This is a genomic window from Spirosoma radiotolerans (genome assembly GCF_000974425.1).
GTDB classification, from domain to species: domain Bacteria; phylum Bacteroidota; class Bacteroidia; order Cytophagales; family Spirosomataceae; genus Spirosoma; species Spirosoma radiotolerans.
In genome coordinates this window covers 1,005,715-1,028,329 of sequence record NZ_CP010429.1, presented here as the reverse complement: position 1 = coordinate 1,028,329, position 22,615 = coordinate 1,005,715, and the positions used below count along the sequence as shown (strand labels likewise).

Here is a 22,615-nt window from a genome sequence, read left to right as displayed (position 1 = left end):
AAAGTCGAAATATGGCTAATGAAATTAACGATCAGGATGAATCATCCCCTCGACTCGATCCAAGTCGTTACTGGAAAGATGCCGAGAAGGCATTACGTTCCTCTCAGGAACACTTCAGGATGTTCCTTACGACTATTTCCGATGCCGTCTATCGCATGAATGCCGATTGGAGCCAGATGCTCACGCTGGAAGGGCAGGAATTCCTGGCTACTACCGAAAAACCCAGCCAATACTGGTTTAAAAAGTACATTCCTCTGCAAGACCAACCCCAGGTTCAGGCCGCCATCGAGCAAGCCATTGAAACCAAGAGCATCTTTGAACTGGAACACCGGATCATTCTTGCTGATGGAACGATTGGCTGGACCTTATCACGGGCCATCCCGTTGCTCAATACCCAGTCTAAAATTGTCGAATGGGTTGGCGTTGCCAGCGACATCACACAACGAAAACAAGCCGAAGAATCCCTTAATCGGCTGCAAAAGCGTACGATCATTGCGGTTGAAGCGGCCGAGATGGCAACCTGGGAGTGGCACCTGGCGGCTAACCAAGTCTATTGGAATGAACAACATTTCAAATTGCTGGGTATGCCTCTACAGCCCGAACCGATGCAACCGGCAGACTTCCTGTCGCACATACATCCAGATGACCGCCAACGGGTAACCGATCAACTGACGCAGGCTATTGAGCAGCAGGGAATTTATGATACTGATTTTCGAATCATACGAGACGATGGCACTCTACGCTGGATGAGTGGCTATGGTCGCATTACCGAAGAAGTCGACGGACGGCCAAGCCGGATGAGCGGTGTCATGTTTGACATTACGGATCGAAAACAGGCGGAGGAAGAACTAAAAGAAGGCGCCCAACGAAAAGACGAGTTTATGGCCTTGCTGGCGCATGAACTACGCAACCCACTGGCCACCCTGTCTAACACGGTACAGATTCTGCAATTAACGAAGGGGACCAATGAAATGCTGCCGCTTGAATCGGCCCTAACGCTGATGAGCCGGGAAGTGAGCCATCTGGTTCGCCTGGTCGATGACTTGCTGGATGTGAGCCGGATTAACCAGGGCAAAACCCAATTGCGCCTAGCGAGTCTTGACCTAACGAGTCTGGTCAGGCAGGCTATCGAAGCAGCCCGGCCATTGGTGGAGACAGGGCAGCGCCAGTTCATGGCCAGCCTGCCCGGCGAGCCTCTTTATATGCAGGGCGACGACATTCGACTCACCCAAATGATTCGAGACTTACTAAGCAATGCGGCCAAATTCACCCATAACAACGGCCACGTTTGGTTGACTCTGGAACAAGTCGGCGGAGAAGCGTGCTTACGGATACGTGATGATGGCATCGGCATTGCCGCTGATCAATTAGATCGAATCTTTACCATGTTTGTACAGGTCGATACATCCTCTATCCGTTCGCAGGGGGGGCTGGGCCTGGGGCTTACGCTCGTCAAACAGTTTGCGGAACTGCACGGCGGGCGGGTTGAAGTCGCTAGTGCCGGGGTCGGTGCAGGTAGTGAATTTAGTATATATCTGCCGTTGAAACATCCCAACCACACAGTAACCCATAACGAATATGGTTAACGCAAAACCAGACAGTTGCCAAATACTGGTCGTAGATGATAACCCGGATGCCGCCTTTACACTGGTTATGCTGCTCAAGCTGAAAGGCTATGATGCCTGTAGCTACCCCAATGGCCGGGAGGGTATCGAGGCTACCGAACGCCTGCGGCCCGATGTGGTGCTGCTTGATCTGGCAATGCCCGAAATAGACGGTTATGAAACCTGCCGGACGATTCGAATGCAGCCATCCGAAAAGGAGATCGTGGTGATTGCATTAAGTGGCTACAATCAACCTGAAGACATACGACTGAGCTGGGAATCGGGCTTCGATGCCCATTTGGTGAAACCCGTGGACCTGGACATACTAACGCAACGGATAACGCCCCATCTGGCGCTGAAAAGAGTCAATGGATAAGGGTTGACTTTCGCATTTCCAATTTCCCGGCGCTCGTGGCCCACAATAAGCAGCTATGCCGATTACCGCTTATCTTTGTTCACTCTCTGCCCATGAACTGGATTACGCGCGAACGCCCCAAGATTGACCGGCTGGCCTGCCCGTGGCTGATCAAACGATTCATTGATCGGGATGCGGTCATTTATTTTGTCCCGGAGGGCCAGGTTCTTAGTCAGGCCCAGCCCCTGAACGCCATTCCGTTCGATGTGCCAGGTGTCGAATACACGCATTACGAAGACCGGTGCACGTTCGACTACTTCCTTCAAAAACATTCGCTCACCGATCCGGCTTTGCAGGCAATGGCTCCGATCATTCGCGGAGCCGATACCGATGATCATGCGCTGGCCGCCCAATCGGCGGGCTTGTGGGCCATTTCGGCAGGGTTGGCGTTCAACATCGCCAATGACCAGCAACTCCTGGATCAGGGCCTGATCATTTATGATGCCTTGTACAGTTGGGCCAAACACCTGCAGGCAGTTAAACACACCCAAAGTCCCACCGAGCGGTTGTTGCTTCAGGTGCTGCATTCCTACCTCCAACCAACGGGTAAACGAAAGCCGCCAACCTGGGTGCATGAGCTCAAAGAGCTGATTCAGGATCAGATCGACACGAACCTAACGCTTAGTTTAACGGAACTATCCGAAAGTCTGGACGTTAATCCGGCCTATGTTTCGCGCACCTTCGCCCGGTATTTCGACGACCTCTCGTTTGGCGAATACATCCGGAAGCTACGGATTGAGAAAGCCCTCCAGTTGCTGGAAACAACGGCTTACAGCCTCTCTGAAATCGCCTACCTGACCGGCTTTTCCGACCAAAGCCACTTTACCCGAATCTTCAAAAAGTTAATCGGGCAAAATCCGTCCGACTACCGCAAAAGCCGATTAAAAAGTAAAGCAGATACAAAAAGTTAAATCCATTCTATTTCCTTCTGACGGGACAGCTTATTCTTGTGCCTAAGTACAAGATCCCGACACATGAAATTACCTGCTTCTTATTCACTGGGTGAGCTGGTGCGTTATTTTCTTCGCCTGGGAACCCTGGGTTTTGGTGGTCCACCGGCGTTGGTGAGTGCCATGCACCGCGATCTGGTTGTGGATCGGCAGTGGATCACCGAGGCCGACTACCGGGAAGGAATGGCCTTGGCGCAACTGGCCCCCGGCCCGTTGGCCGCCCAACTGGCGATCTACCTGGGTTATGTTCATTATGGTATTTGGGGCGCAACGCTGGTGGGTATAGCCTTTGTTATGCCTTCCTTTATCATGGTGGTGGCCCTGGGCTGGGTCTATGTTCGCCTGGGTGGACTCCCCTGGATGCAGGCCATTTTTTACGGCATTGGCGCTGCCGTTATCGGCATCATTGCCATCGGTACGTACAAACTCACGACGAAAACCGTTGGCACCGATCAACTGGGCTGGGTTTTGTTTGGCCTATCGGCGGTGGCTACTGCCGTTATGGAATCGGAACTGCTGTGGCTGGTCTTGGGCTCGGGAGTCATTTACTGGCTGGTCAAAACACCGCCCCACTTTATTCGAACGGGCATTGGGAGCAGTTTCGCCCCCTTTCTTCCGCCGTTGGAAGGCCTTGCCTCAGACTCGATTCTGTGGAAGCTAGCTCTCTTTTTCGCCAAAGCCGGGACTTTTGTCTTTGGGAGTGGACTGGCCATTGTGCCGTTTCTCTATGGGGGCGTGGTGAAAGAATATGGCTGGTTAACAGAACAGCAATTTTTAGATGCCGTGGCGGTCGCCATGATAACGCCCGGTCCCGTGGTGATCACCGTGGCTTTTATTGGTTATCTGGTAGCCGGTTTTCCGGGTGCCTGCGTAGCGGCCTTAGCCACCTTTCTGCCCTGCTATTTATTGACCGTCCTACCGGCGCCTTATTTCAAGCGCTGGGGCAAGCATCCGGGCGTTAAATCGTTTGTGAATGGCATCACCATAGCCGCCGTTGGCGCAATTGCCGGGGCTGTTGTCGTGCTGGCGCGTCGACAACTGGTAGACCTTCCGGCTATTCTGATGGCGCTGGCTACTATGGGGCTGCTTTACCGCTTCAAGAAACTTCCTGAATTAAGCATCATTGGCGGAGCGGCCGTATTGGGTTTGCTCCTTCGCTATGTAGCCTGATAAAAAATGGCCAGCCAGACGGTTTCTTCGTCTTCTTTTGTCCACTCCACCCGGTGCTTGAGGTGGGCAGGCAGGTTGATGTGCATACCAGCAGATAGCTCAATCGGCTGGTCGACACCGTCGATTCGGAGCCGGGCTGCTCCCTTGGCGAGTAGCACCCACTCGTGTTGGTCCTGATCATACCAGAACCCATCGGGGGAGATGTGCCCTTTCGAGACGATACGTTCTACCCTAAAGCCTTTGCCCGTTATAACTTCGTCAACCAATTCTTCGGGTAGCGAACTTGGGATAGAAGCGAATAAATTATGGACAATGCCGTTAGGAAAACTCATGCGGATTTATACAGTCAAGCCCGTCTATATGCCGAAAATCTTTGGTGTTACGAGTCAATATCGTAAACCCATATACCAGCGCTGTAGCGGCAATGATAGCATTGCCAAGCTTTAGCTTTTTATCTCTTTTTCGTAAGTCAATCGTCTTATCAGCAACCACATCATTTACATAAAAGATGGTAGCCAACGCTAAAAAATCGTTTAGTTTTGCATTTCTACAGGGTCTTCGTCAAAACCCAGAACCTCGATTTTAACAACGATAGACGTATTGAATTCATCGTTAATGAGGCTATCCATAGCGATAGCAGCCGATAGCGGAATTTTATCACCTACGTAATCAATAACAGCATTGGCATCTAGGATATACTGTTTTCCCATTCTGTTCGTGCTTGTTCTGTGTAACGAAGCAGTTGATCAGCCGTTTCTTTAGAAATAGCTCCACTAAAATCAGATGGCTTCTACTTCGGATTTTCCAGCAACTTTAAATCCTGATGTTTTGCCGTGATGTTGTTCCACTCCTCAATCGGAATCACGATGGCCGTATGCCTACCCTGAGCATCTGAAATATACTGTATGTTCATGACATGCATTACCTTAGAGTGATAGTACACAAGATTGCTTTTCGGCAATACGGGCTGAGGTACTTCTGTAAAAATAAGCAATACACCCTTATAAAACCAATTTAACGGGGCGAAGTGTTCACTACAATTAACAGCGGACAATCTATCTATAAATAGGCTCGAAAGAATAGTTTAGACGTTATTCATTTACAATTCTCCACCATTTCCAGCCGGTTTTTGTTGCCCATTTGGGCTATTCAGCGATTATCGGTTCATGCTCTTGCGTATATCTGCGAGAAAAGACGCTTTAGGTGTTAATGGAAAAGACATTAGCCCCTACTCGCTGGTACCGCCTGATACCAATCGCCTTTATTACGTATAGCCTGGCCTATCTTGACCGGGCGAATTTTGGGTTTGGAGCCGCCAGCGGCATGGCAACGGACCTGAAGATTACCCCGTCCATGTCTTCCCTGCTGGGGTCGCTATTCTTCCTGGGTTATTTCTTTTTTCAGGTGCCCGGCGCTATCTATGCCGAGAACAGAAGTGCCAAGAAACTCATTTTCTGGTCGTTGATTCTGTGGGGTGGTCTGGCCATGGCAACGGGGATCATCAGCAATGTTAACCTATTGATTGTCATTCGCTTTATGCTTGGCGTTGTCGAGAGCGCCGTAATGCCATCAATGCTTCTCTTTTTGAGCAGGTGGTTTACCAAAGCCGAGCGGTCGCGGGCCAATACATTTTTGATTCTGGGCAACCCTGCCACTATTCTGTGGATGTCGGTGCTGTCTGGTTATTTGATTAAATCGGTTGGCTGGCGGTGGATGTTTATCCTGGAAGGACTTCCCGCCATTATCTGGGCGTTCTTCTGGTGGCGGCTCGTCGCCGACAAACCCAGCGATGCCAACTGGCTCACCGAATCAGAAAAACAGGATCTGGAAGCCGAATTGCAGAAGGAACAGCAGGGTATCAAACCCGTTAAAAATTACGCAGCAGCCTTTAAATCCAGAATCGTCATTTTGTTGAGCCTGCAATACGCCTTGTGGAGCATTGGCGTTTATGGTTTTGTGATGTGGCTTCCGTCCATTATCAACGCAGCCCCGAACATGGACATTGTTAAAACCGGCTGGCTGTCTTCGGTTCCCTATGTACTAGCCATTATCGGGATGTTAAGTGCGTCCTACTTCTCGGATAAAACCCTGAACCGAAAAATCTTTGTGTGGCCGTTTTTACTACTGGGCGCGGTTGCTTTCTACGGGTCGTATTTGATCGGTGCCACTAATTTCTGGCTATCGTTTGTGCTGCTGATCATTGCGGGCGGTGCTATGTATGCGCCCTATGGCCCCTTCTTCGCTATCATTCCCGACCTGCTACCCAAGAACGTAGCGGGTGGCGCAATGGCCCTCATCAACAGTTGCGGAGCGCTGGGCTCCTTCGCGGGTGCTTATCTGGTTGGCTATCTGAATGGCTCAACGGGCGGCTTCGGAGCCTCTTACATTTTTATGGCTGGATCGCTTCTGCTATCCGCCATCATCACCCTGATTGCCGTCAAAACGCCCGACAAGCAACCGAGTCCCGAAACGCTTGTTGTTCAGTAAGGTCGTTTTGCCAATCCTTTTTTAGTAGAACTGTGGTGTCAGCGGGGCCACTTCAAGGTAAGTGCCCACGGTCCGTGTCCTCACGGACCGCCGGACCGGATGGTCTGGCTGACACTGTGCCCTTGGTCCGTGAGGACACGGACCAAGGGCACAGTGTCAGTTTCTTAAAACTGACAAGAGCGGTTTCTTAAAACCGCACACGGCTTACTAATCAACGAGGTTTCTCAAAACCTTGCCGTGGCAGTTTTAAGAAACTGCCACCACAGTAAACGCCAAGTCCTGACCTTACATAGTTAGTAAGGTCAGGACTTGGCGTTTACTGTGGTGGCATCAGCCGGGTCGCCGATCGGCCACGGCTGTGGTGCGATTCTTAAAAACGGCGCGGGCAGTTCCACTGACTTCCCCTCAAGGAAGGTCTCCACGGTCCGTGTCCTCACGGACCGCTCTCTTCTATACCGTTGCAACTAGCCGGATGTGTGGTCCGTGTCCCCAGGGACCACGGGCTCTTACTGATTGAACTGAATACTGTTTAATTGAATAATGCTGTCATTAGGCTTATCACGTTTCACCACAATTATATACACATCGTGTTTGCCGGTGAAGGGCTTGTCGAGCGTACCCGTTACCTGGTTAGTCTTTTTCCAGTCGCCGGTTGCTTTGTAGGGTGCGCGACTCACTACCGGACCAGCGTAAGAATCCAGCCGCACCTCGATCTCGCCGTCTTTGTTGAGCGACGAATAGTCATAGGTTAACGACTTGATGGTAGTCATGTCAATGCCTTTCAGCAAGACATACGCCTTATGGCCACCCGCACTCAGGCGACTACCGAAGCGGGGGAAACCTACGTATGCATCGGCGTTTAACGTCTTCACCTTCGCACTGCGTAAGGTAACGACCTCCGTACTGGTGAGCGGCCCAACGGCTTTACTGCCATTGTCGGTGTAACTTGCCAGCAGGCTATACTGCCCACGGGCATCTTCGGGCTTGTGCTCATTTAAGGCGAGGCTCCCTTGCGCGGGTACGGCTTTCTGTTTGCGCGCATCCGTCAGCGAGAAAATGTACTTGACCATTTCCTGCGCATCCTGGGCCGGAATCTGCGGGTGAGCACTCATCAGATGGTCTTTGCTCCAGTTGCCTCCACCGCCTTCAATGATCTTCCGGGCCAGTCGTTCCACACTGCCGGATTCTCCTTTATACCGCCCGGCAACGGCCAGAAACGTTGGCCCAACAGACGGCTTGTCGATGGTATGGCAAGCCTTACAATCGCTGCTGGCGATCAGCGTTTTCCCCAGCGATCCACCACCCACCTGCGCTACTTCCTGGTGTCCCTGTTGTGGGGCAGCCATTGGCGCACCATTCGGCTGAGCACTGTATTCGTAATAAACCTTGATGCGCTTGGGATCAATTTTCTTGTCCTCTTTGTCGGTCACCTTCACCGTGTAAGTAAACGGCTTATTTTCCCAGTAGAATGATTTATTGTCGGGGGTGACAATGGCCAGCTCTGGCTTGGCATTCCCAACTTTCACAGTAACAGTATCCATACCCACTTGGCCCATCCGGTCCGTTACTTTCAGGATAGCGTTGTACACACCAGGCTGCGTGTAGGTATAGGTGGCCATTGGCTTGGTAGACCCAACCGTTTTGCCATCGAACAACCACTGGTAAGTGACCTGATCATCATCGTCCAGATCCGTGCCGCGTCCACTGAATTTAACCCGCAATGGGGCCTGTCCAACGGCTTCGTCCAGCTCGGGAGCACGGGGGTCAGAGGTGAGATACGAGCGGGCATCACGCTGAGCCACGGCTACCGAATCGACCACACCTGCTCGGGCGATAGGGGCTCGGTTGCCGGTATTGTATTCAATTTTCACCAGGCGGGCGTCGTCGTTATCGGCCCCGTAGACGGAACCGTATTCCAGCATATACATAACCCCATCTTTGCTGAATGCCAGGTCGATGGGCCGCCGGAAATCGCCACTGCCGGCCATGAACGGCTCATTCCGAATATAGTTATCGTCTTTATCGACGCGCACCGCCATCACCCAGTTACGCATCCAGTCGAAAATGAACAGCGCACCGTCGTAGTATTCCGGAAATTTGTTCTTCGATGGCGAGCTCTTGTCGTAGGTATAGAATGACCCAGCCATGGCGCTTCGGCCACCCAGGCCAAGCTCGGGGAAGTCTTTGGAAGCTGCATACGGATACCAGATCATGGCCGAATTAGTCGGCGGCAGATTTTTCAGGCCCGTGTTATTGACCGAGGTATTCATTGGTGCCTTGGGGTCAAATTTCGGTCCCGCCACGTTGGTGGCAAAATCGAGGTCGGGATACGGTTGGCTGTTTCCGATAAAGTAAGGCCAGCCAAAGTTGCCCGGCTTTTTGGCCTGATTGAACTCGTCATAGCCCCGTGGCCCGATGGTGCTGTCCTTGCCGGCATCCGGGCCAATTTCGCCCCAGTACAAGACCGACGATTTCGGATTCACCGCGATTCGGTACGGATTGCGCAAACCCATTGTGTAAATTTCGGGGCGGGTTTGCGCGCGGTCCGACGGTTCGGTGCCTTTCGGGAAAAGATTCCCGTCGGGAATGGTGTAGGTACCATCGGCCTGCGGACGAATACGCAGAATTTTGCCCCGCAAATCGTTGGTGTTGGCCGCCGAACGCTGGGCATCGAGGGTGAGGTGATCGGGTCGTTCGTCAATCGGAGAGTAACCGTTGGATGGGAACGGATTGGTGTTATCCCCCGTCGAAAGAAACAGATTACCTTCTTTATCCCATGCCAGCGAACCGCCGTGGTGCGCACTGGCCTCAAATTCACCGGGTACGTTCAGCACGACTTTTTCAGAAGCCAGATCGAGCGTGTTGTCGTCCTTGACCACAAAGCGCGACAGATGATACGTGGGGTCTTTGTCGGTATCCGGAGAATAATACACGTACAAAAAATGGTTGGTTGCAAAGTTGGGATCGACCGTTATGCCCTGCACGCCAAACCCTTGCTTGGTCGTTACCGGAAACTTGTGCATAACTTTGTACTTGTTCGTGCTGGCATTGTAGACCGTCAGATTCCCGCTCCGTTCGGTGAAGAAAACCCGTCCATCATCAGCTACGGCGAGTTCCATCGGTTCGTTCAGGTCATTGACCAGAACCGTCTTCACAAACCGGTTCTCTTCGGGCATCGTCACAGCGTAGGCTTTGCTATAATCGAGGGGTTTGTTGCTCCCCATGACCCAGGTAAGCGCCCCCAGCAAATGCTGAACAAACAGCGGCTCGCTGAAGCTGGCATCTTCATGACCGCCACCCGTGTAATACGCCCGCCCGCCATCGAACTCGTGGTACCAGGCAATCGGGTGGTTGCTTCCGTTGATGCCACCATCGTAGGTATTTTCGTCCAGATTGGCGACCACCGTCAGGTCGGTATACAAGGACCGGTAATTGTACCATTCGTCCGTGCGCTCCCAGTGATCGGGCAGATGGGCCGTGGAAGAATGTTTTTTATCGATCACGTCAACAGTCGCCTTCCGTACATTGGATTGGCTCGGGTGGCTGGCAAAATACCCGCCTACCAGTTTATTGTACCAGGGCCAGTCATATTCGGTATCGGCCGCGGCATGAATACCCATGTAGCCACCCCCCGCCTGAATATACCGCTCGAAAGCAGCCTGCTGCTTCTGGTTCAGAATGTTGCCGGTTGTACTCAGAAACACAACGGCCTGGTAATGCCGCAGGCTATCATCGTTAAAGTAATCCGCATTTTTTGTCGTATCCACCCTGAACGTGTGCTCGCGGCCAAGTTTTTGCAGAGCCGCAATGCCAAAGGGAATAGAAGTATGTTTCCAGCCCTTGGTTTTCGAGAAAACAAGAATACGCTTTGGTTCCGACTGGAGGGTCCCGGACCCGATCTGCGTAGGACTGGCGTTCGTTGCTTCACCCGCCGATGCTGATCGGGAAACGGCTGTGGGCGTTGTTGTCACGACGGTCGTTTGGGTACTGGCTTTTTGTGTATTCAGGCAGGCATACAGCCCGACAGAGGCTCCGGCTGCGCCCAGTAAACGGAGTGTGTACGTAATAGAGGTTGACCAAATCATAAGGAAAAGATTGAGCGTTAGGTAATACTATAAGATTTGATCATACATAAACTACCTACGTTTTTTTTGCATTCTGGCGTCTCTAAAATGAGAAATTTACGGACGAATAATCGGGAAGCGCTGATTTAACCGTATTATGTACACTATTAAGCCATGAAGGCCTGTAGAAAACCGATTTTTTAATTTTTCTTTATGTTCTTCGTGCCTTCATTTTACGAACCTATTTCCAATGAATCGTCGTCAGTTTATCCAACAGTCAGCCGGAGCAAGTGCAGGACTGCTGGCTGGTCAATCGTTATGGGCGGCCCCCGCAGCCGCCTTCCCCGTTGTTCGGACGGCAGCCGCAAAACGCAATTTTACCAGCTCGGCCGTTGAGCAGACCATCGAGCGAATGCACAAAACTATCAAAGACCCGGAGTTGGCCTGGCTCTTCGAAAATTGCTTTCCCAATACGCTCGATACCACTGTTCAGGTTGGTACCGCCAACGGCCAACCCGATACGTTTGTCATTACGGGTGACATCGACGCCATGTGGCTGCGCGACAGTACCGCACAGGTCTGGCCTTATTTGCCCCTCATCAAGCAGGATCAGCCCTTGCGGCAACTCATTGCGGGGGTTATTCGTCGACAAAGTTTGTGCATTCGTCGGGACCCCTATGCCAATGCATTCTACGCCGACGCCAACAAGGAAGGTGAATGGAAAAAGGATGTTACCGACATGAAGCCGGGCCTTCACGAACGGAAATGGGAACTCGATTCGCTTTGCTATCCTATACGGCTGGGCTATCATTACTGGAAAACCACGGGCGATACCAGCCCGTTTGACGCCGACTGGCTACAGGCCATGCAGCTGGTGCTGAAAACCTGCCGCGAGCAGCAACGCAAAGCTAGCCACGGTCCTTACCACTTTAGCCGGAACACGGCCTGGTCGACGGATACGGTGCCGGGCGATGGCTATGGCAATCCAACCCGGCCCATTGGCCTGATCAACAGCACGTTTCGCCCGTCCGACGACGCTACGGTTTTTCCATTTTACGTACCATCGAACTGGTTTGCGGTTGTATCGCTCCGGCAACTGGCAACCATGGTCGAGCAGATTCGCCCCACGCCTGCCCTCTCCACCGACTGCCGGGCATTGGCCGATGAAGTGGAACGGGCGCTGAAACAGTACGCCATCTACACCCATCCCAAATACGGCAAAATCTACGCACTCGAAGTAGACGGCTACGGGAACCATCTCCTTCAGGACGACGCCAATGTGCCCAATCTGCTGGCGCTCCCCTATCTGGGTGCGCTGTCGGCCAGCGACCCAGTGTACCGGAATACCCGTCGGTTTGTGCTCAGTCCAGACAACCCTTATTTTTTCAAAGGCAAAGCCGCCGAAGGCGTTGGCAGTCCGCACACGCTGGTGAACAACATCTGGACGATGAGTTTAACCATGCGCGCGCTTACCTCCACCGACGACCAGGAGATTTTGTCGCAGTTGCGTTTTCTAAAGACGACCCATGCCGGAACGGGCTTTATGCACGAATCATTTAATCAGGACGACCCCACCAAATTCACCAGAAAATGGTTTGCCTGGGCCAATACGCTTTTTGGTGAGCTTATCCTGAAAGTGGCCAACGAACGGCCGCATCTGTTAAGCAAGCCGGTATAAGTCATCAGATGGCTACCATTGACAAAGCGGGGACACATGGCTGCTTGATTAGCCGCGTTATCCGCTTCGTCGACGGTAGCCGTGTGGCTTCCTGGGTCGATTTAGTATTCACATTTCCAGTTAGCGGTAAATAAAATCTGAAGAATTACTTTCCTGCCTGGCATTCTATCCCCTATCCCCACGACAATAAATCGTCTGTAAAGCTCAGCTAAAGCACCTTAAGCTTTCTTAAGGCCTGTGACATCGGTAGCCATGTCTTTCCTGACTTTGCTTAAAAATTCGGGCGTAATGCCTAAATAGGAGGCAATCTGCGTATTAGGCAACCGTAGGGCTAGTGTAGGGTACTGCTCCAGAAAAGCCAGGTAGCGCTCCTGAGCCGTTGAGCTGATCGTTTGCAACACCCGATTTTGCAACTCAACGTACTTGTCTTCAATAATGACTTTAAAAATTCGGTCGAGCTTTGGAATGTTTTTGTAGAGAAAGTATAAATCCTGTTGTTCGATTTGCAGTACGGTAGACGGCTCAATGGCCTCAATAAATAATTGGCTCGGCTTACCGGAGTGAAAGCTACCGATGTCGGCAATCCACCGGTCTGCCGGGCGGTCATTTTCTGCCGCGAACTGAAGATTATGTTCGACTCCTTTTGCGTCTACTCCAAACAGGCGAAAACATCCTTTCACAACAAACGAGTAGTGTTTGCAGGGAAATCCTTCCTGCAAAATAGCTTGTCGGCGTCTGATCTGCCGTTGAGTCACCCTACCGTCAAATAACTGTTTTTCAACTTCTTTCAGAGGAATATAGCTCTCAAAATGATCAAGCAATGGTTGTAGAAACATTCGGCGACGGATGATTTATGTCAAATCTAAAAAGTTTACCAGATCGAAACTTGTGTTTCACCTATTCATCTAAGGAAATGCGTGTTCGGTGAGCGCAAGAAGCATGATTAGCTTTATTCAGGAAGCCGTTGCCACCTCAACGTTCGGTCAGTAACTTCAGCAGGACACCGTTTGTCCAGCCGAAACCGTCCTGATTCGGGTACTCGCCCCCTTTTGCCCCGGCCGTACTGATCACGTCGTATTTTTCGACCATTTTTCCGCTGGCCTTGTACACCCGCAGGTTCTCGTTTACCCAATTCGTTTTCACCTTATTGGCCAGCGGGAGCTGGTTGTAATTGCGCAGGCCCTGAATGGCTAACCACTGCAACGGAGCCCAGCCATTAGGCGCGTCCCATTGCTCACCCGTACGGACCAGCGTGGTTGTCAAGCCACCGGGTTTCAAGAACGACTGCTCCAGCTTTTGAGCCACGGCCACCGCCTGACCAGTTGTAGCAATCCGGACAAAAAGTGGATAAACAGCCGCCAGCGAATAAACCGAAGCTGGTTTTTTGGCAACAAAATCATAATCAAAGAAGAACGCCCGCTTCGCATCCCAGCAGTAGCGTAAAAGGGCTTCACGCCGTTGCTGGGCCAGTTTTAAATACCTTTTCGACTGAACCTGGTCCCCTTTCAAGCGGTAGCCGTCGGCCAGCGTCTGTTCAAGATTGACGAGCAGGGAATTTAAATCAACCGGAATAAAGTCCGTTGTATGAATGGTTTTTAAATTTTTCCTATCCCGAAACCACCGGCTGCTGAAATCCCAGCCTGATTCGGCTCCGGCGCGAATGTGCTGGTAAAGCAATTGAGGATCTTTGGCCCGGCGGGCCAGCAGCACGTCTTCCCGATACGATTCCGGGCGCGGGGTTTGCTTGTCATCATAATACCGATTCAGATAAACGTTTTCGGCCAGGCGCACTACCCGCCGGTGGGTCGGTTGCTGGGTCGTCAACCGGTCTTTGCCATCCATCCAGAAATCGTACTCTTGCTGTAGCTGAGGCAGGTAATTTAGCAGGATGCGACGCCCCTGCACTTCCGTCAGCAGATTGACCATGAGCGAGAAAAACGGCGGCTGCGACCGGCCCAGGAAATAGGTTCGATTGCCGTTGGGAATAAAGCCAAACGTTCGGATGAGGTAGGCAAAATTATCGACCATATTCCGAATCAGGAGCGTTTTTCCGGACGCTTTCAGGCCCTGCATCGTGAAGTAGCTATCCCAGTAATAAATTTCGCCGAAACGGCCGCCCGGTACAACATACGGATTGGGCAAGGGAATCAGTGATCCAGCCAGCACATCGGCCTTGGCATGAGCCGTGGCAGGGCGGGTAAGTACAGGCCATAAATCAACGATGTGCTGCTGAGCCGACTGACCCACCTTACTGGTGTACCCCGACGCGGGCTTGATGGGCAGCGTAAAGTGCTGCAGAACAAAGGCGTTCAGGTTGAAATCACTCCGTTTCTGGGCGGTTTCGTAGTTGGCTAAAATAGTAGCGGCTGGAAATTTGGGGGTACAATCCGCAAACGTTTTGGAATCCGGGAATACGGATTTTAACTGAACGGCTTCAAATAATTTTCCATATTGTTCGTCGGGGCCGGGTAGTGTTTTACTGGTCGGGCTCGCTTTCTGGAGGGACGTTTGGGCCCAGCCTGACGTTAGGCTAATTAAGAATAGGGCCAGAGTCAAACGCCTTGTTATGGATTGCTTCATGGTGTCATTTTTTAACCTGATAAACCAGAAGGCAGGGTATAAGTTAAGTATCGTGACAAATAACCAGAGGCAACAAATTTTCAAAACCCCTTGCTGCATAGGCAGGCCCATTGGCATGAGTCAGAGCTGTTTCAGCAAACAGGTGTAAGCAATTAGTGCAAAAGTCATTCGGTAGAAATACACCTAACCTGTATTTTTACAGCGTAACGTTACCCATTTGTTGCCATGAACCGTTTCTTTTGTTGCTTTCTCTTTTTAACAGCCCTCTACTCCCCGCTTTTCGGCCAGCAGGCCTATGATGTTGAACCGGGCAAGCCCGCCCAGCTCAACGGAATCGACTATGGTTTCGAGATTAGAAACGAACGCCGTATCGACATCAGTGGCGAGTCGTATATGCGTTATGAGTTGACCATATACGCGACCAACAAAAGCAACTGTACCAAAATAATGTTGCCAAAGCAGGCACTTTTGGGGCAGGATGACCAAAACGAACTGGCAAATTTCGATTGCCTGAATGCCACCGGAAAGCGGCTAACGTCTAAAAATGGGAAGGTGATGGCGCGTCCTTTTGTTGTGCCTTACCGGCAGCGCGTTAAAACCGCAGAAGGGAAAGAAGTGGTAACAACCACCAATATTCAGGCTGGCCATATGCTGCGAAATGGCGAAACGGTCAATAACTCATTTATTGTGATCGTTCCCAACAATGAGCGCCCCATTATGAAGGTTCGTATACTAGAAATACCTGATTTATAAGGGGGTAAATAGACCATACTTTTTGTCATGCAGACGAAGCCGGGCGCCCGGCTTCGTCTGCATGACAAAAATTTTAGAGAACCGAGTAGCTCAACTGAAAACCCGACATCAGGACTAAACGAATCGGGTTTCCGCCTGCCTTATCGGGTTGCCTGCCAGGTACCGGAGCCTTGCCCATCAGCTGACGTCCAGGTTCCTTTCAGGGCTGGGTTCGCGTATTTCCCGCTGAAGCTCACATCGTTACCATCGGCGGAGTAGCTTGCCTTGAGCTGCCCATTCTCCCAGCTAATGGTTTTTAAATCAATGGGATAACGATTGCCATCATCGGCCAGCATGATGACTTGCCCGGTCAGCTTTTTGTTACTGTCTTCATTGATGACCAGTTCAAACTTTCCAGACGACGCTCCGTCGAACGTGCCGGCCCATTTCCCCGCAACACTCGGTAACGGATCGCTGGTTGCCGTCGAACTTTGGGCACTTGCTGCCTGAAACGCTATAGCAACGAAAGCAATAGCGGCTAATAAAATCCTGATAGTCATGGTGTAAGGTGGTTTATCGGTTTAGGGCGTAATTTAAATAAAAGAGGCAACTTCATCCGGAATGTTGCACGAGCTTTCTACATCTGGTTCCTCAGGCCAGTGGAATCTGGCTTTCCGTTGCTTTCCGGATCACAAACTGGCGGGCTTCATCGTACTCTTCGGCGGTGCGTAAATGCTCCAGCATCAGCGGAACTTCCTGTGGCAGCGACGTAACATTGCGGAGATAAGCCGCATAATCCAGATTACCCCGACCCGGCATGGTTTCCATAAAATGGCCGTCTTTGGGCGCAATATCTTTGGCATGCGCCGACACAATCCAGCGGCCCAGCTTTCGAAAAACCTCGTCCATCAGGGCTGCATTGCTAAAAAATCGCGAGGGGCTGTTAATGATATTCGCCATGTCAACATGAGCGCCAAACGCAGGACGGTCAATGGCTTTGATAAACTTAAGGTACGAGTCGGGGCCGTCGGGTAAACTCCAGCCCATCATTTCGAGCGCAAACTTGGCCTGTTTGGGTTTTACGGCATCAATCACCTTTCGGCAATTTTCGACCGTGGCCTCAAAATAATCGGTACTGATGTCCCGCGCATCGGGGCCGTCCCAGTGAGTGGTACTGTAGGAACCACCGATATTGACACAAACCCGGGCGCCAACGGCTTCGGCCAGGGCCAGCCGATCCGTTACATAAGCCAGATTTTTACGACGCTTTTCGGCATCCTGATCCAGCATATTCACCCAGGCACCGACTTCGGCAATGATCACATTCTGGTCGGTAAATGCCTTGCGGATAGCCGAGAGTTTAGCGGTATCTTTCAGGTCAACCGCCGGAACATAGGCCGCGCTGTACTGTAGGCGTCGGTGTTCTCGGGCGAGTTCATTGGGGTCATCACTTTTTAGGAAAACAGGCCCACCCAACCGAAGTGGCTTCGGCGCAGCTTTGCCGAATGAAGTAACGGGCGTGACCAGCGTACTACCGGCCAAAACGGCTGATGACTGTAAAAAACGGCGACGGGAGAGGGAGTTCATAAGCATGCATAGACAAATCAGGCTCCTTTAAAAGACAAAAATCAGCCCACTTACTTATGCCTGATAAGCCATACCAGCGAAAGCCCTATACACCGAAAAAAACCAGTTTTGTCAATTTGCAGCAAATCCACGATGCCGGGTAAAACTCCCGTCCGGAGCGCTTTATTATCCATACCCGCAAACACGCATTTCTTATGCAAGCCAATAGACGAACCTTTATAAAAAGCTTGTCGGCCGCATCGGCAGTAATCGCCACGGAAGGTATTGCCAGGCCATTTGGTGCCCCCGCCTACATCCCGAATCTGATGAAGGTTAGCCCGAACGACAAAATTCGCTTTGCCACCATTGGCATGGGCGTTCAGGGTAATTTCGACACGCAGGCTGCCTTGCGCAATCCGGACGTAGAACTGGTGGGTGTTGCCGACCTGTACAACGGCCGGCTCGAACACGCCAAAACGGCTTACGGCAAAGACAAGGAACTGTTCACGACCCGCGACTACCGCGAAGTGCTGGCTCGGCCGGATGTCGACGCCGTACTCGTCGTAACGCCGGATCACTGGCACGATCACATTACCATTGCAGCTCTCAATGCCGGGAAGCACGTGTATTGCGAGAAGCCGATGGTGCAGCACCTGAACGAAGGGAAAGCCGTTATCAATGCCTGGAAAAAGTCGGGCAAAACGATGCAGGTAGGTAGTCAGCGCATCAGTAGCGCGGCTTTCCAGGAAGCCAAGCGACTGGTCGAAGCAGGTGATATTGGCCAGATCAACTACATCGAATCCAACAACGACCGCTTCAACGCCATTGGCGCGTGGCAATACTCTATTCCACCCGATGCCTCCCCCCAAACCCTCGACTGGGATCGGTTTTTGGGCGACGCGCCCAAGCGGCCATTTGATGAAAAACGGTTCTTTCGGTGGAGAAACTACAAAGATTACGGCACGGGCGTAGCAGGCGACCTATTTATTCACCTGATTACCGGCGTCCATTTCGTCACGAACACGATGGGGCCAACCCGCATCTACTCGTCGGGGAATCTGGCCTATTGGAAAGATGGCCGCGACGTTCCCGATATCATGGCCTGCATCATGGATTACCCCAAAACAGATCAGCATGAAGCCTTTCAGATGGTGCTCCGGGTTAATTTTGCCAATGCCGGAAAGATCAACGATGTAACCCGGATTATTGGCAACGAAGGGCAGATCGAGTTCTCGGAAAACAACCTGATCATGACCAAGAAGAAACTTCCCGTTGCACCCGGCTATGGCGGCTACGATAGCTTCTTTACGTTCACGGAGCCGGTTCAGCAGGAGTTTGTCAAGAAATATGATGCAACTTACCCACCCGAAACACGCAAGTCGGAACCGGTGAAGGAAGTGAAATTTGAAGCCCCCAAGAACGACGATGCCCACGCCAAGCACTTCGGCGATTTCTTCGATAATGTCCGCAAAGGGAGTCAGGGAACGGTGGAGGACCCCGTATTTGGTTTCCGGGCAGCCGCGCCGGTTTTGGCCTGCAACGAAAGCTACTTTGAGCAAAAGATAGTGCATTGGGACCCGGTTACCATGACGCAGCAAAACCCAACCGGCAAATCAGGAACCAGCACCGCACCGGCAAAGAAAAAGACGCTGGCTTCGACAAAAACCTCGTCCAAGAAGTCCTAGTACGGTAAGGCTAACTCCCCCTCGAAATTGCCTGATCAGGCAATTTCGAGGTTTTTAGTTGAAAACTGTATTTTTCATTCTCGCCGGGTTAAAACGGCAGCGGCCGACCGCCCGGCGAGAATGAAAAATACGTTATTACTGAGCTTAATCATTAAACCTGACTCGTGAGGTTTGAGAACCTGACTTGACTAAAAAATTGAGCTACAACAAGCAGCTTTTTTGTCATCCCGACAAAAAATAAGTTAAGTGCCCAGTTCCGTTAACATTCCATCAACTCCTCCGTAACGTACGTGAAAATCTCTTCCTCCCAATCAGCTTCCTCCCACCAAACCGTCTCGAAGAGGTTATTCTGGCGTGTAGCTTTGGTTGCTTTTTTACTTTGGGTCACGGTCGATGTACTTGTGCCGAGACAGCACAGCATTCGACAGTTTGACGCAAAAGAAGTTGCCCGGTTGGAAACAGCCATGTGGCGATCCTATTATGATAGAAATCCGGCGTTGTTATTCTGGCAGTTGGCGGGTGGGTTGCGGCAACAGTTTCATGCCCCTTTCTGGCGATCCTTTGGTCTGGCGTTCTTAGCCACTAAAGCTGCCTTTGTTTTCAAGAAGGGCCATTCCCGGGCAGATTACCAGCAAGCGATGCCTGCCCTGGTTACGTATTATGAAGCCATTCAGAAACTGACCGTAGAACGTTTCGATGTGCAGAAGGTAGCCGCTCTGGAGTTGGAGTGGTGGATTGTTCATCGCCAGCGGGATCGCTACTCCTACGCTGACTTATCTATTGCCTTGGAGAAAACATCAGCAGCCTTATACAATCAACCTGTTTCATCCTTCTCCGCCTATGCCACCCTCCGGGCAAATGCCATGCGCCTGTGCGATGAAACCGGCCATACGCCCGGCGGCACGACGGAGACTAGCTGGCAGCAAATTGAACAGGAATTGGATCTGGCATGGAGCACGTTGCACACCGTCGTTCGGCCGGCTAACGGCAGCTAACTGACCTATAGGCACGGCTACGACCGTAGTTGTTGCATGGCCAGACGCAATTGTTGGCGGGCCGTTTCAATCGGTATTCCAATGGTTTGAGCGGCCTCTTCGGGTGTGCATTTTTTAAAGAGTACAGAATCAAGCAGCTCTTTCAATTGAGTATGAGTTGAGGTTGTGGAGAAACTATTAACCGGAGCGATACTACTGGTCGAGGGCATAACCTTCCCAGTAGAGGTTAATTGAAATACATGGGACGGCACTTTATTGCGCGATTGCAGCGCTTCAGCTATAATTTTTCGGGTAATGGTTAATAACCAGGCGAATACCGGCTGCTTCCCGGGTTTAAATTTACTTAATTCCACATGAACCGTTTCGAATGTCTTTTCCAGCAATGCTACAGCTTCGTCTTCATTTGGAACGGTTTTGGTGATGACTCCGAACAGGGCGGGGGCGTACCGATCATACAGGCCATGAAAAGTAAATTTATTTATAGGATTCTGCCCGCTGGGCAAGTCGAGTTCCTGGGGCACCTCTGTTACACGACTCATAAATGGGTAGTACTAATTTTTCAGTAAGGTAATATAGGGGCCAATCATCTGCTTATCAGACAATAGGTGGGGCTAGGTACGTTTATACACACAACAACGCATTGTTCCTTTTTTGGTTAATTAATTTTTTATTCGGTGGGTAAACCCGTCGATCTACGAATCTGTCTGCGCAAAGAAATGGCCGTTGCCGGGCTTCTTGTTACCTTTGGATACTGATTCAAAAAACTTATGAAATACAAAAAGCACGTTTTTATTTGCAATAACCAGAAGGTTGCCCCCAAAAAGTCGTGTGGCGAAGCCCATGGGAATGAACTGGTCGATGCCTTCAAAGCGGCCCTTGCCGAACGCGGCCTGTTAAAAGAAATGCGCGCCCAGCGCACCGGTTGCCTCGACGCCTGTGCCTTCGGGCCAGCCCTGGTCGTTTATCCGGAAGGCACCTATTACGGCAATGTTCAACTGTCCGACGTCGCCGAAATCGTCGATAGCCATCTGGTGAATAACCAGCCCGTAGAACGACTTGTGCTCAATGTCTAGCACTTTCGGTGTATGGGTTACGGTAGTGGTTGCGGGCCAACGCATGGCTCCACCGATACCGTAACCCATACACCGTAAACCCATTACCATGTACAAACACCTCTTTTTCGACCTCGACCATACACTTTGGGACTTCGACCGAAATTCGTCTGAGTGTATTGCCGAGTTGTTTGAAACACATCGGCTGGCCGATCTGGGCATTGCCTCAGCCGCCGAATTCAGTCGACATTTCATCGCGATAAACAAGCAGCTCTGGGCCGATTACGACAAAAACCTGATCGAGCATGGCTACATTCGGAAGCACCGATTTCCGATGGTTTTTCGGGCGCTGGGCGTCGATGAGTCAGCGGTTCAGACCGACCTGAACGCCGAGTATCTGCGGATGTTGCCTTGCAAGCCCCATTTACTGGAATCGGCCAAAGAGGTGCTGGATTACCTGCAGGGACGCTACATCATGCACATCATCACAAACGGGTTTGCCGAAATTCAGGCGGTGAAGATGAATAGCTCCGACATTGCACATTATTTTACGCATGTCGTTACGAGCGAAAATGCCAACGCCAAAAAGCCCGATCCACTCGTTTTTCAGTATGCCCTGGAGATAAGCGGTACGACGGCGGCAAACAGTCTGATGATTGGAGACAATTACGAAGCCGACATTATGGGCGCGAAAGGCGTTGGTCTGGACACTGTTTTTTATAACCCCGAAAATCAATCTGTCAGTGACCCACCAACCTACGACATTCGCCACTTGAAAGAATTAATGGCCATTTTATAATTGACATGCTATGCAACTGACTAAGGCAACGGCCCTTGTTACCGGAGGAGCTTCGGGGCTTGGCGAGGCAACAACGCGCCTACTGGCAGCCAATGGAGCCAATGTAGTTATTCTGGACCTGAACGACACGCTGGGTAATGCGCTGGCCGACGAATTAGGCGCATCTGTCCGATTCCATAAGACCAATGTGACCGACGAAACCGATGTGCAGGCTGCTATTAACCTGGCCATCGAAACGTTCGGTAGTTTGCAGATCGCCATCAATTGCGCGGGTGTTGCCGAAGCCCGAAAAACACTCGGCAAGGTCGATGGTGTTTACGGCGCCCATTCCCTGTCCGTCTTCCAGAAAGTGATTTCCATCAACCTGATTGGCACATTCAACGTTATTCGGCTGGCGGCTTTGGCCATGGAGAAAAATGAGCCCAATCATAGCGAGGGGTTCGAAGGCGAACGGGGCGTTATTATCAATACGGCTTCGGTAGCGGCCTACGACGGACAAATCGGGCAAGCCGCTTACGCGGCTTCGAAAGGGGGTATTGTGGGCATGACGCTTCCTATCGCCCGCGATCTGGCCCGCTCCGGAATCCGCGTCATGACTATTGCACCGGGACTTTTCGAAACACCGTTACTCGCTAGTTTGCCGGAAGAGGCCCGGCTTTCCTTAGGTCAGCAGGTGCCCTTCCCTTCCCGGCTTGGTCGGCCAGGCGAGTATGCGCTGCTGGTGAAAAGCATTATCGAAAACCCCATGCTGAACGGCGAAGTAATTCGGTTGGATGGCGCCATCCGGATGGGACCGAAATAGAGTAATCTGACTTAGTATACACAAAAGCCGCCGGGA

Annotated in this window: 23 protein-coding genes; 12 read left to right on the top strand and 11 right to left on the bottom strand. The window is 51.5% G+C overall.

Annotated features, from left to right (window positions below; translation table 11 throughout):
- Positions 1 to 11: 11 nt before the first annotated feature.
- The 4 genes from SD10_RS04035 to SD10_RS04020 all read left to right on the top strand — a co-directional run bounded on the left by SD10_RS04035 (position 12) and on the right by SD10_RS04020 (position 4,139).
- Entirely contained in the window at positions 12 to 1,586 is a 1,575-nt protein-coding gene (locus SD10_RS04035) for a sensor histidine kinase (RefSeq protein WP_046375800.1), read from the top strand.
- A complete protein-coding gene (locus SD10_RS04030; protein WP_046375799.1) occupies positions 1,579 to 1,980 on the top strand; it encodes a response regulator in 402 nt (133 codons plus the stop codon). Before SD10_RS04035 ends, SD10_RS04030 begins: the two co-directional genes overlap by 8 nt.
- A 92-nt stretch (positions 1,981 to 2,072) precedes the next feature.
- Entirely contained in the window at positions 2,073 to 2,930 is an 858-nt protein-coding gene (locus SD10_RS04025) for a chromate resistance protein ChrB domain-containing protein (protein ID WP_046375798.1), read from the top strand.
- A gap of 63 nt (positions 2,931 to 2,993) precedes the next feature.
- Positions 2,994 to 4,139 (top strand): chromate transporter, encoded by a 1,146-nt coding sequence (locus SD10_RS04020; protein ID WP_046375797.1) that lies wholly within the window; start codon positions 2,994 to 2,996, stop codon positions 4,137 to 4,139.
- Here the strand turns inward: SD10_RS04020 and SD10_RS04015 are convergent.
- The 4 genes from SD10_RS04015 to SD10_RS30215 all read right to left on the bottom strand — a co-directional run bounded on the left by SD10_RS04015 (position 4,127) and on the right by SD10_RS30215 (position 5,052).
- Entirely contained in the window at positions 4,127 to 4,471 is a 345-nt protein-coding gene (locus SD10_RS04015) for a cupin domain-containing protein (protein WP_046375796.1), read from the bottom strand. The two genes, SD10_RS04020 and SD10_RS04015, sit on opposite strands and share 13 nt — an antisense overlap.
- Entirely contained in the window at positions 4,458 to 4,631 is a 174-nt protein-coding gene (locus SD10_RS30430; RefSeq protein WP_394330468.1) for a PIN domain-containing protein, read from the bottom strand. The genes SD10_RS04015 and SD10_RS30430 overlap by 14 nt, the downstream gene beginning before the upstream one ends.
- A 41-nt stretch (positions 4,632 to 4,672) precedes the next feature.
- Positions 4,673 to 4,849 (bottom strand): PIN domain-containing protein, encoded by a 177-nt coding sequence (locus SD10_RS29325; protein ID WP_148562378.1) that lies wholly within the window; start codon positions 4,847 to 4,849, stop codon positions 4,673 to 4,675.
- Between the two features lie 80 nt (positions 4,850 to 4,929).
- On the bottom strand, positions 4,930 to 5,052 hold the full coding sequence (locus SD10_RS30215) for a hypothetical protein (RefSeq protein ID WP_262507383.1): 123 nt from the start codon (positions 5,050 to 5,052) through the stop codon (positions 4,930 to 4,932).
- 296 nt (positions 5,053 to 5,348) lie between these two features.
- On the opposite strand from SD10_RS30215, the gene SD10_RS04000 reads away from it, so the two are divergent.
- The gene (locus SD10_RS04000; protein ID WP_046375795.1) at positions 5,349 to 6,626 is read left to right on the top strand and encodes an MFS transporter; all 1,278 of its coding nucleotides are present in this window, start codon (positions 5,349 to 5,351) and stop codon (positions 6,624 to 6,626) included.
- Positions 6,627 to 7,132: 506 nt separating this feature from the next.
- On the opposite strand, the gene SD10_RS03995 is transcribed toward SD10_RS04000, so the two are convergent.
- Positions 7,133 to 10,711: a ThuA domain-containing protein gene (locus tag SD10_RS03995; protein ID WP_046375794.1), complete on the bottom strand. Its 3,579-nt coding sequence runs from the start codon at positions 10,709 to 10,711 to the stop codon at positions 7,133 to 7,135.
- 229 nt (positions 10,712 to 10,940) lie between these two features.
- Here SD10_RS03995 and SD10_RS03990 point away from each other — a divergent pair, with 229 nt between their 5' ends.
- Positions 10,941 to 12,368 carry a glycoside hydrolase family 125 protein gene (locus tag SD10_RS03990; RefSeq protein ID WP_046375793.1) on the top strand — a complete coding sequence of 476 codons (1,428 nt, stop codon included), beginning with the start codon at positions 10,941 to 10,943 and terminating at the stop codon, positions 12,366 to 12,368.
- Between the two features lie 218 nt (positions 12,369 to 12,586).
- Here SD10_RS03990 and SD10_RS03985 read toward each other — a convergent pair whose 3' ends face one another.
- Both SD10_RS03985 and treF read right to left on the bottom strand, forming a co-directional pair.
- On the bottom strand, positions 12,587 to 13,204 hold the full coding sequence (locus SD10_RS03985) for a Crp/Fnr family transcriptional regulator (protein ID WP_046375792.1): 618 nt from the start codon (positions 13,202 to 13,204) through the stop codon (positions 12,587 to 12,589).
- Between the two features lie 136 nt (positions 13,205 to 13,340).
- Entirely contained in the window at positions 13,341 to 14,948 is a 1,608-nt protein-coding gene (treF, locus tag SD10_RS03980) for an alpha,alpha-trehalase TreF (RefSeq protein ID WP_046579014.1), read from the bottom strand.
- A 225-nt stretch (positions 14,949 to 15,173) separates the two neighbouring features.
- On the opposite strand from treF, the gene SD10_RS03975 reads away from it, so the two are divergent.
- Positions 15,174 to 15,701 (top strand): hypothetical protein, encoded by a 528-nt coding sequence (locus SD10_RS03975; RefSeq protein WP_046375791.1) that lies wholly within the window; start codon positions 15,174 to 15,176, stop codon positions 15,699 to 15,701.
- A 140-nt stretch (positions 15,702 to 15,841) separates the two neighbouring features.
- Here the strand turns inward: SD10_RS03975 and SD10_RS03970 are convergent, their stop codons facing one another.
- Positions 15,842 to 16,240, bottom strand: coding sequence for a hypothetical protein (locus SD10_RS03970; RefSeq protein ID WP_046375790.1), 399 nt, complete (start codon positions 16,238 to 16,240; stop codon positions 15,842 to 15,844).
- Between the two features lie 91 nt (positions 16,241 to 16,331).
- Positions 16,332 to 17,267: a sugar phosphate isomerase/epimerase family protein gene (locus SD10_RS03965; protein WP_046579013.1), complete on the bottom strand. Its 936-nt coding sequence runs from the start codon at positions 17,265 to 17,267 to the stop codon at positions 16,332 to 16,334.
- A 194-nt stretch (positions 17,268 to 17,461) separates the two neighbouring features.
- On the opposite strand from SD10_RS03965, the gene SD10_RS03960 reads away from it, so the two are divergent.
- On the top strand, positions 17,462 to 18,931 hold the full coding sequence (locus tag SD10_RS03960) for a Gfo/Idh/MocA family protein (protein ID WP_046375789.1): 1,470 nt from the start codon (positions 17,462 to 17,464) through the stop codon (positions 18,929 to 18,931).
- A gap of 259 nt (positions 18,932 to 19,190) precedes the next feature.
- On the opposite strand, the gene SD10_RS29850 is transcribed toward SD10_RS03960, so the two are convergent.
- Complete coding sequence (locus SD10_RS29850) at positions 19,191 to 19,397, bottom strand: hypothetical protein (protein WP_179945487.1); 207 nt, start codon at positions 19,395 to 19,397, stop codon at positions 19,191 to 19,193.
- Here SD10_RS29850 and SD10_RS03955 point away from each other — a divergent pair.
- On the top strand, positions 19,396 to 19,926 hold the full coding sequence (locus SD10_RS03955) for a hypothetical protein (protein WP_179945486.1): 531 nt from the start codon (positions 19,396 to 19,398) through the stop codon (positions 19,924 to 19,926). The genes SD10_RS29850 and SD10_RS03955 overlap by 2 nt on opposite strands.
- 17 nt (positions 19,927 to 19,943) lie before the next feature.
- Here SD10_RS03955 and SD10_RS03950 read toward each other — a convergent pair whose 3' ends face one another.
- Positions 19,944 to 20,465, bottom strand: coding sequence for an RNA polymerase sigma factor (locus SD10_RS03950; RefSeq protein ID WP_046375788.1), 522 nt, complete (start codon positions 20,463 to 20,465; stop codon positions 19,944 to 19,946).
- Positions 20,466 to 20,693: 228 nt separating this feature from the next.
- Between SD10_RS03950 and SD10_RS03945 the strand changes: the two genes are divergently transcribed.
- From SD10_RS03945 to SD10_RS03935, 3 genes are all read left to right on the top strand, one after another.
- Positions 20,694 to 20,999, top strand: coding sequence for a (2Fe-2S) ferredoxin domain-containing protein (locus SD10_RS03945; protein WP_046375787.1), 306 nt, complete (start codon positions 20,694 to 20,696; stop codon positions 20,997 to 20,999).
- An 88-nt stretch (positions 21,000 to 21,087) separates the two neighbouring features.
- Positions 21,088 to 21,777, top strand: coding sequence for a YjjG family noncanonical pyrimidine nucleotidase (locus tag SD10_RS03940; protein ID WP_046375786.1), 690 nt, complete (start codon positions 21,088 to 21,090; stop codon positions 21,775 to 21,777).
- 10 nt (positions 21,778 to 21,787) lie between these two features.
- Entirely contained in the window at positions 21,788 to 22,579 is a 792-nt protein-coding gene (locus SD10_RS03935; protein ID WP_046375785.1) for a 3-hydroxyacyl-CoA dehydrogenase, read from the top strand.
- Positions 22,580 to 22,615 lie beyond the last annotated feature (36 nt).

Bases quoted from the DNA above. Each gene is read 5' to 3' on its own strand.
- SD10_RS03960 (WP_046375789.1), top strand. From the start codon at position 17,462: ATGCAAGCCAATAGACGAACCTTTATAAAAAGCTTGTCGGCCGCATCG.
- SD10_RS04020 (WP_046375797.1), top strand. From the start codon at position 2,994: ATGAAATTACCTGCTTCTTATTCACTGGGTGAGCTGGTGCGTTATTTT.
- SD10_RS03985 (WP_046375792.1), bottom strand. From the start codon at position 13,204: ATGTTTCTACAACCATTGCTTGATCATTTTGAGAGCTATATTCCTCTG.
- SD10_RS04030 (WP_046375799.1), top strand. From the start codon at position 1,579: ATGGTTAACGCAAAACCAGACAGTTGCCAAATACTGGTCGTAGATGAT.
- SD10_RS04025 (WP_046375798.1), top strand. From the start codon at position 2,073: ATGAACTGGATTACGCGCGAACGCCCCAAGATTGACCGGCTGGCCTGC.
- SD10_RS04000 (WP_046375795.1), top strand. From the start codon at position 5,349: ATGGAAAAGACATTAGCCCCTACTCGCTGGTACCGCCTGATACCAATC.
- SD10_RS04035 (WP_046375800.1), top strand. From the start codon at position 12: ATGGCTAATGAAATTAACGATCAGGATGAATCATCCCCTCGACTCGAT.
- SD10_RS29850 (WP_179945487.1), bottom strand. From the start codon at position 19,397: ATGGCTGTTTCCAACCGGGCAACTTCTTTTGCGTCAAACTGTCGAATG.
- SD10_RS03995 (WP_046375794.1), bottom strand. From the start codon at position 10,711: ATGATTTGGTCAACCTCTATTACGTACACACTCCGTTTACTGGGCGCA.
- SD10_RS03970 (WP_046375790.1), bottom strand. From the start codon at position 16,240: ATGACTATCAGGATTTTATTAGCCGCTATTGCTTTCGTTGCTATAGCG.
- SD10_RS04015 (WP_046375796.1), bottom strand. From the start codon at position 4,471: ATGAGTTTTCCTAACGGCATTGTCCATAATTTATTCGCTTCTATCCCA.
- SD10_RS03935 (WP_046375785.1), top strand. From the start codon at position 21,788: ATGCAACTGACTAAGGCAACGGCCCTTGTTACCGGAGGAGCTTCGGGG.
- SD10_RS03955 (WP_179945486.1), top strand. From the start codon at position 19,396: ATGTGGCGATCCTATTATGATAGAAATCCGGCGTTGTTATTCTGGCAG.
- SD10_RS03975 (WP_046375791.1), top strand. From the start codon at position 15,174: ATGAACCGTTTCTTTTGTTGCTTTCTCTTTTTAACAGCCCTCTACTCC.
- SD10_RS29325 (WP_148562378.1), bottom strand. From the start codon at position 4,849: ATGGGAAAACAGTATATCCTAGATGCCAATGCTGTTATTGATTACGTA.
- treF (WP_046579014.1), bottom strand. From the start codon at position 14,948: ATGAAGCAATCCATAACAAGGCGTTTGACTCTGGCCCTATTCTTAATT.
- SD10_RS03940 (WP_046375786.1), top strand. From the start codon at position 21,088: ATGTACAAACACCTCTTTTTCGACCTCGACCATACACTTTGGGACTTC.
- SD10_RS03945 (WP_046375787.1), top strand. From the start codon at position 20,694: ATGAAATACAAAAAGCACGTTTTTATTTGCAATAACCAGAAGGTTGCC.
- SD10_RS30215 (WP_262507383.1), bottom strand. From the start codon at position 5,052: ATGAACATACAGTATATTTCAGATGCTCAGGGTAGGCATACGGCCATC.
- SD10_RS03990 (WP_046375793.1), top strand. From the start codon at position 10,941: ATGAATCGTCGTCAGTTTATCCAACAGTCAGCCGGAGCAAGTGCAGGA.
- SD10_RS03950 (WP_046375788.1), bottom strand. From the start codon at position 20,465: ATGAGTCGTGTAACAGAGGTGCCCCAGGAACTCGACTTGCCCAGCGGG.
- SD10_RS03965 (WP_046579013.1), bottom strand. From the start codon at position 17,267: ATGAACTCCCTCTCCCGTCGCCGTTTTTTACAGTCATCAGCCGTTTTG.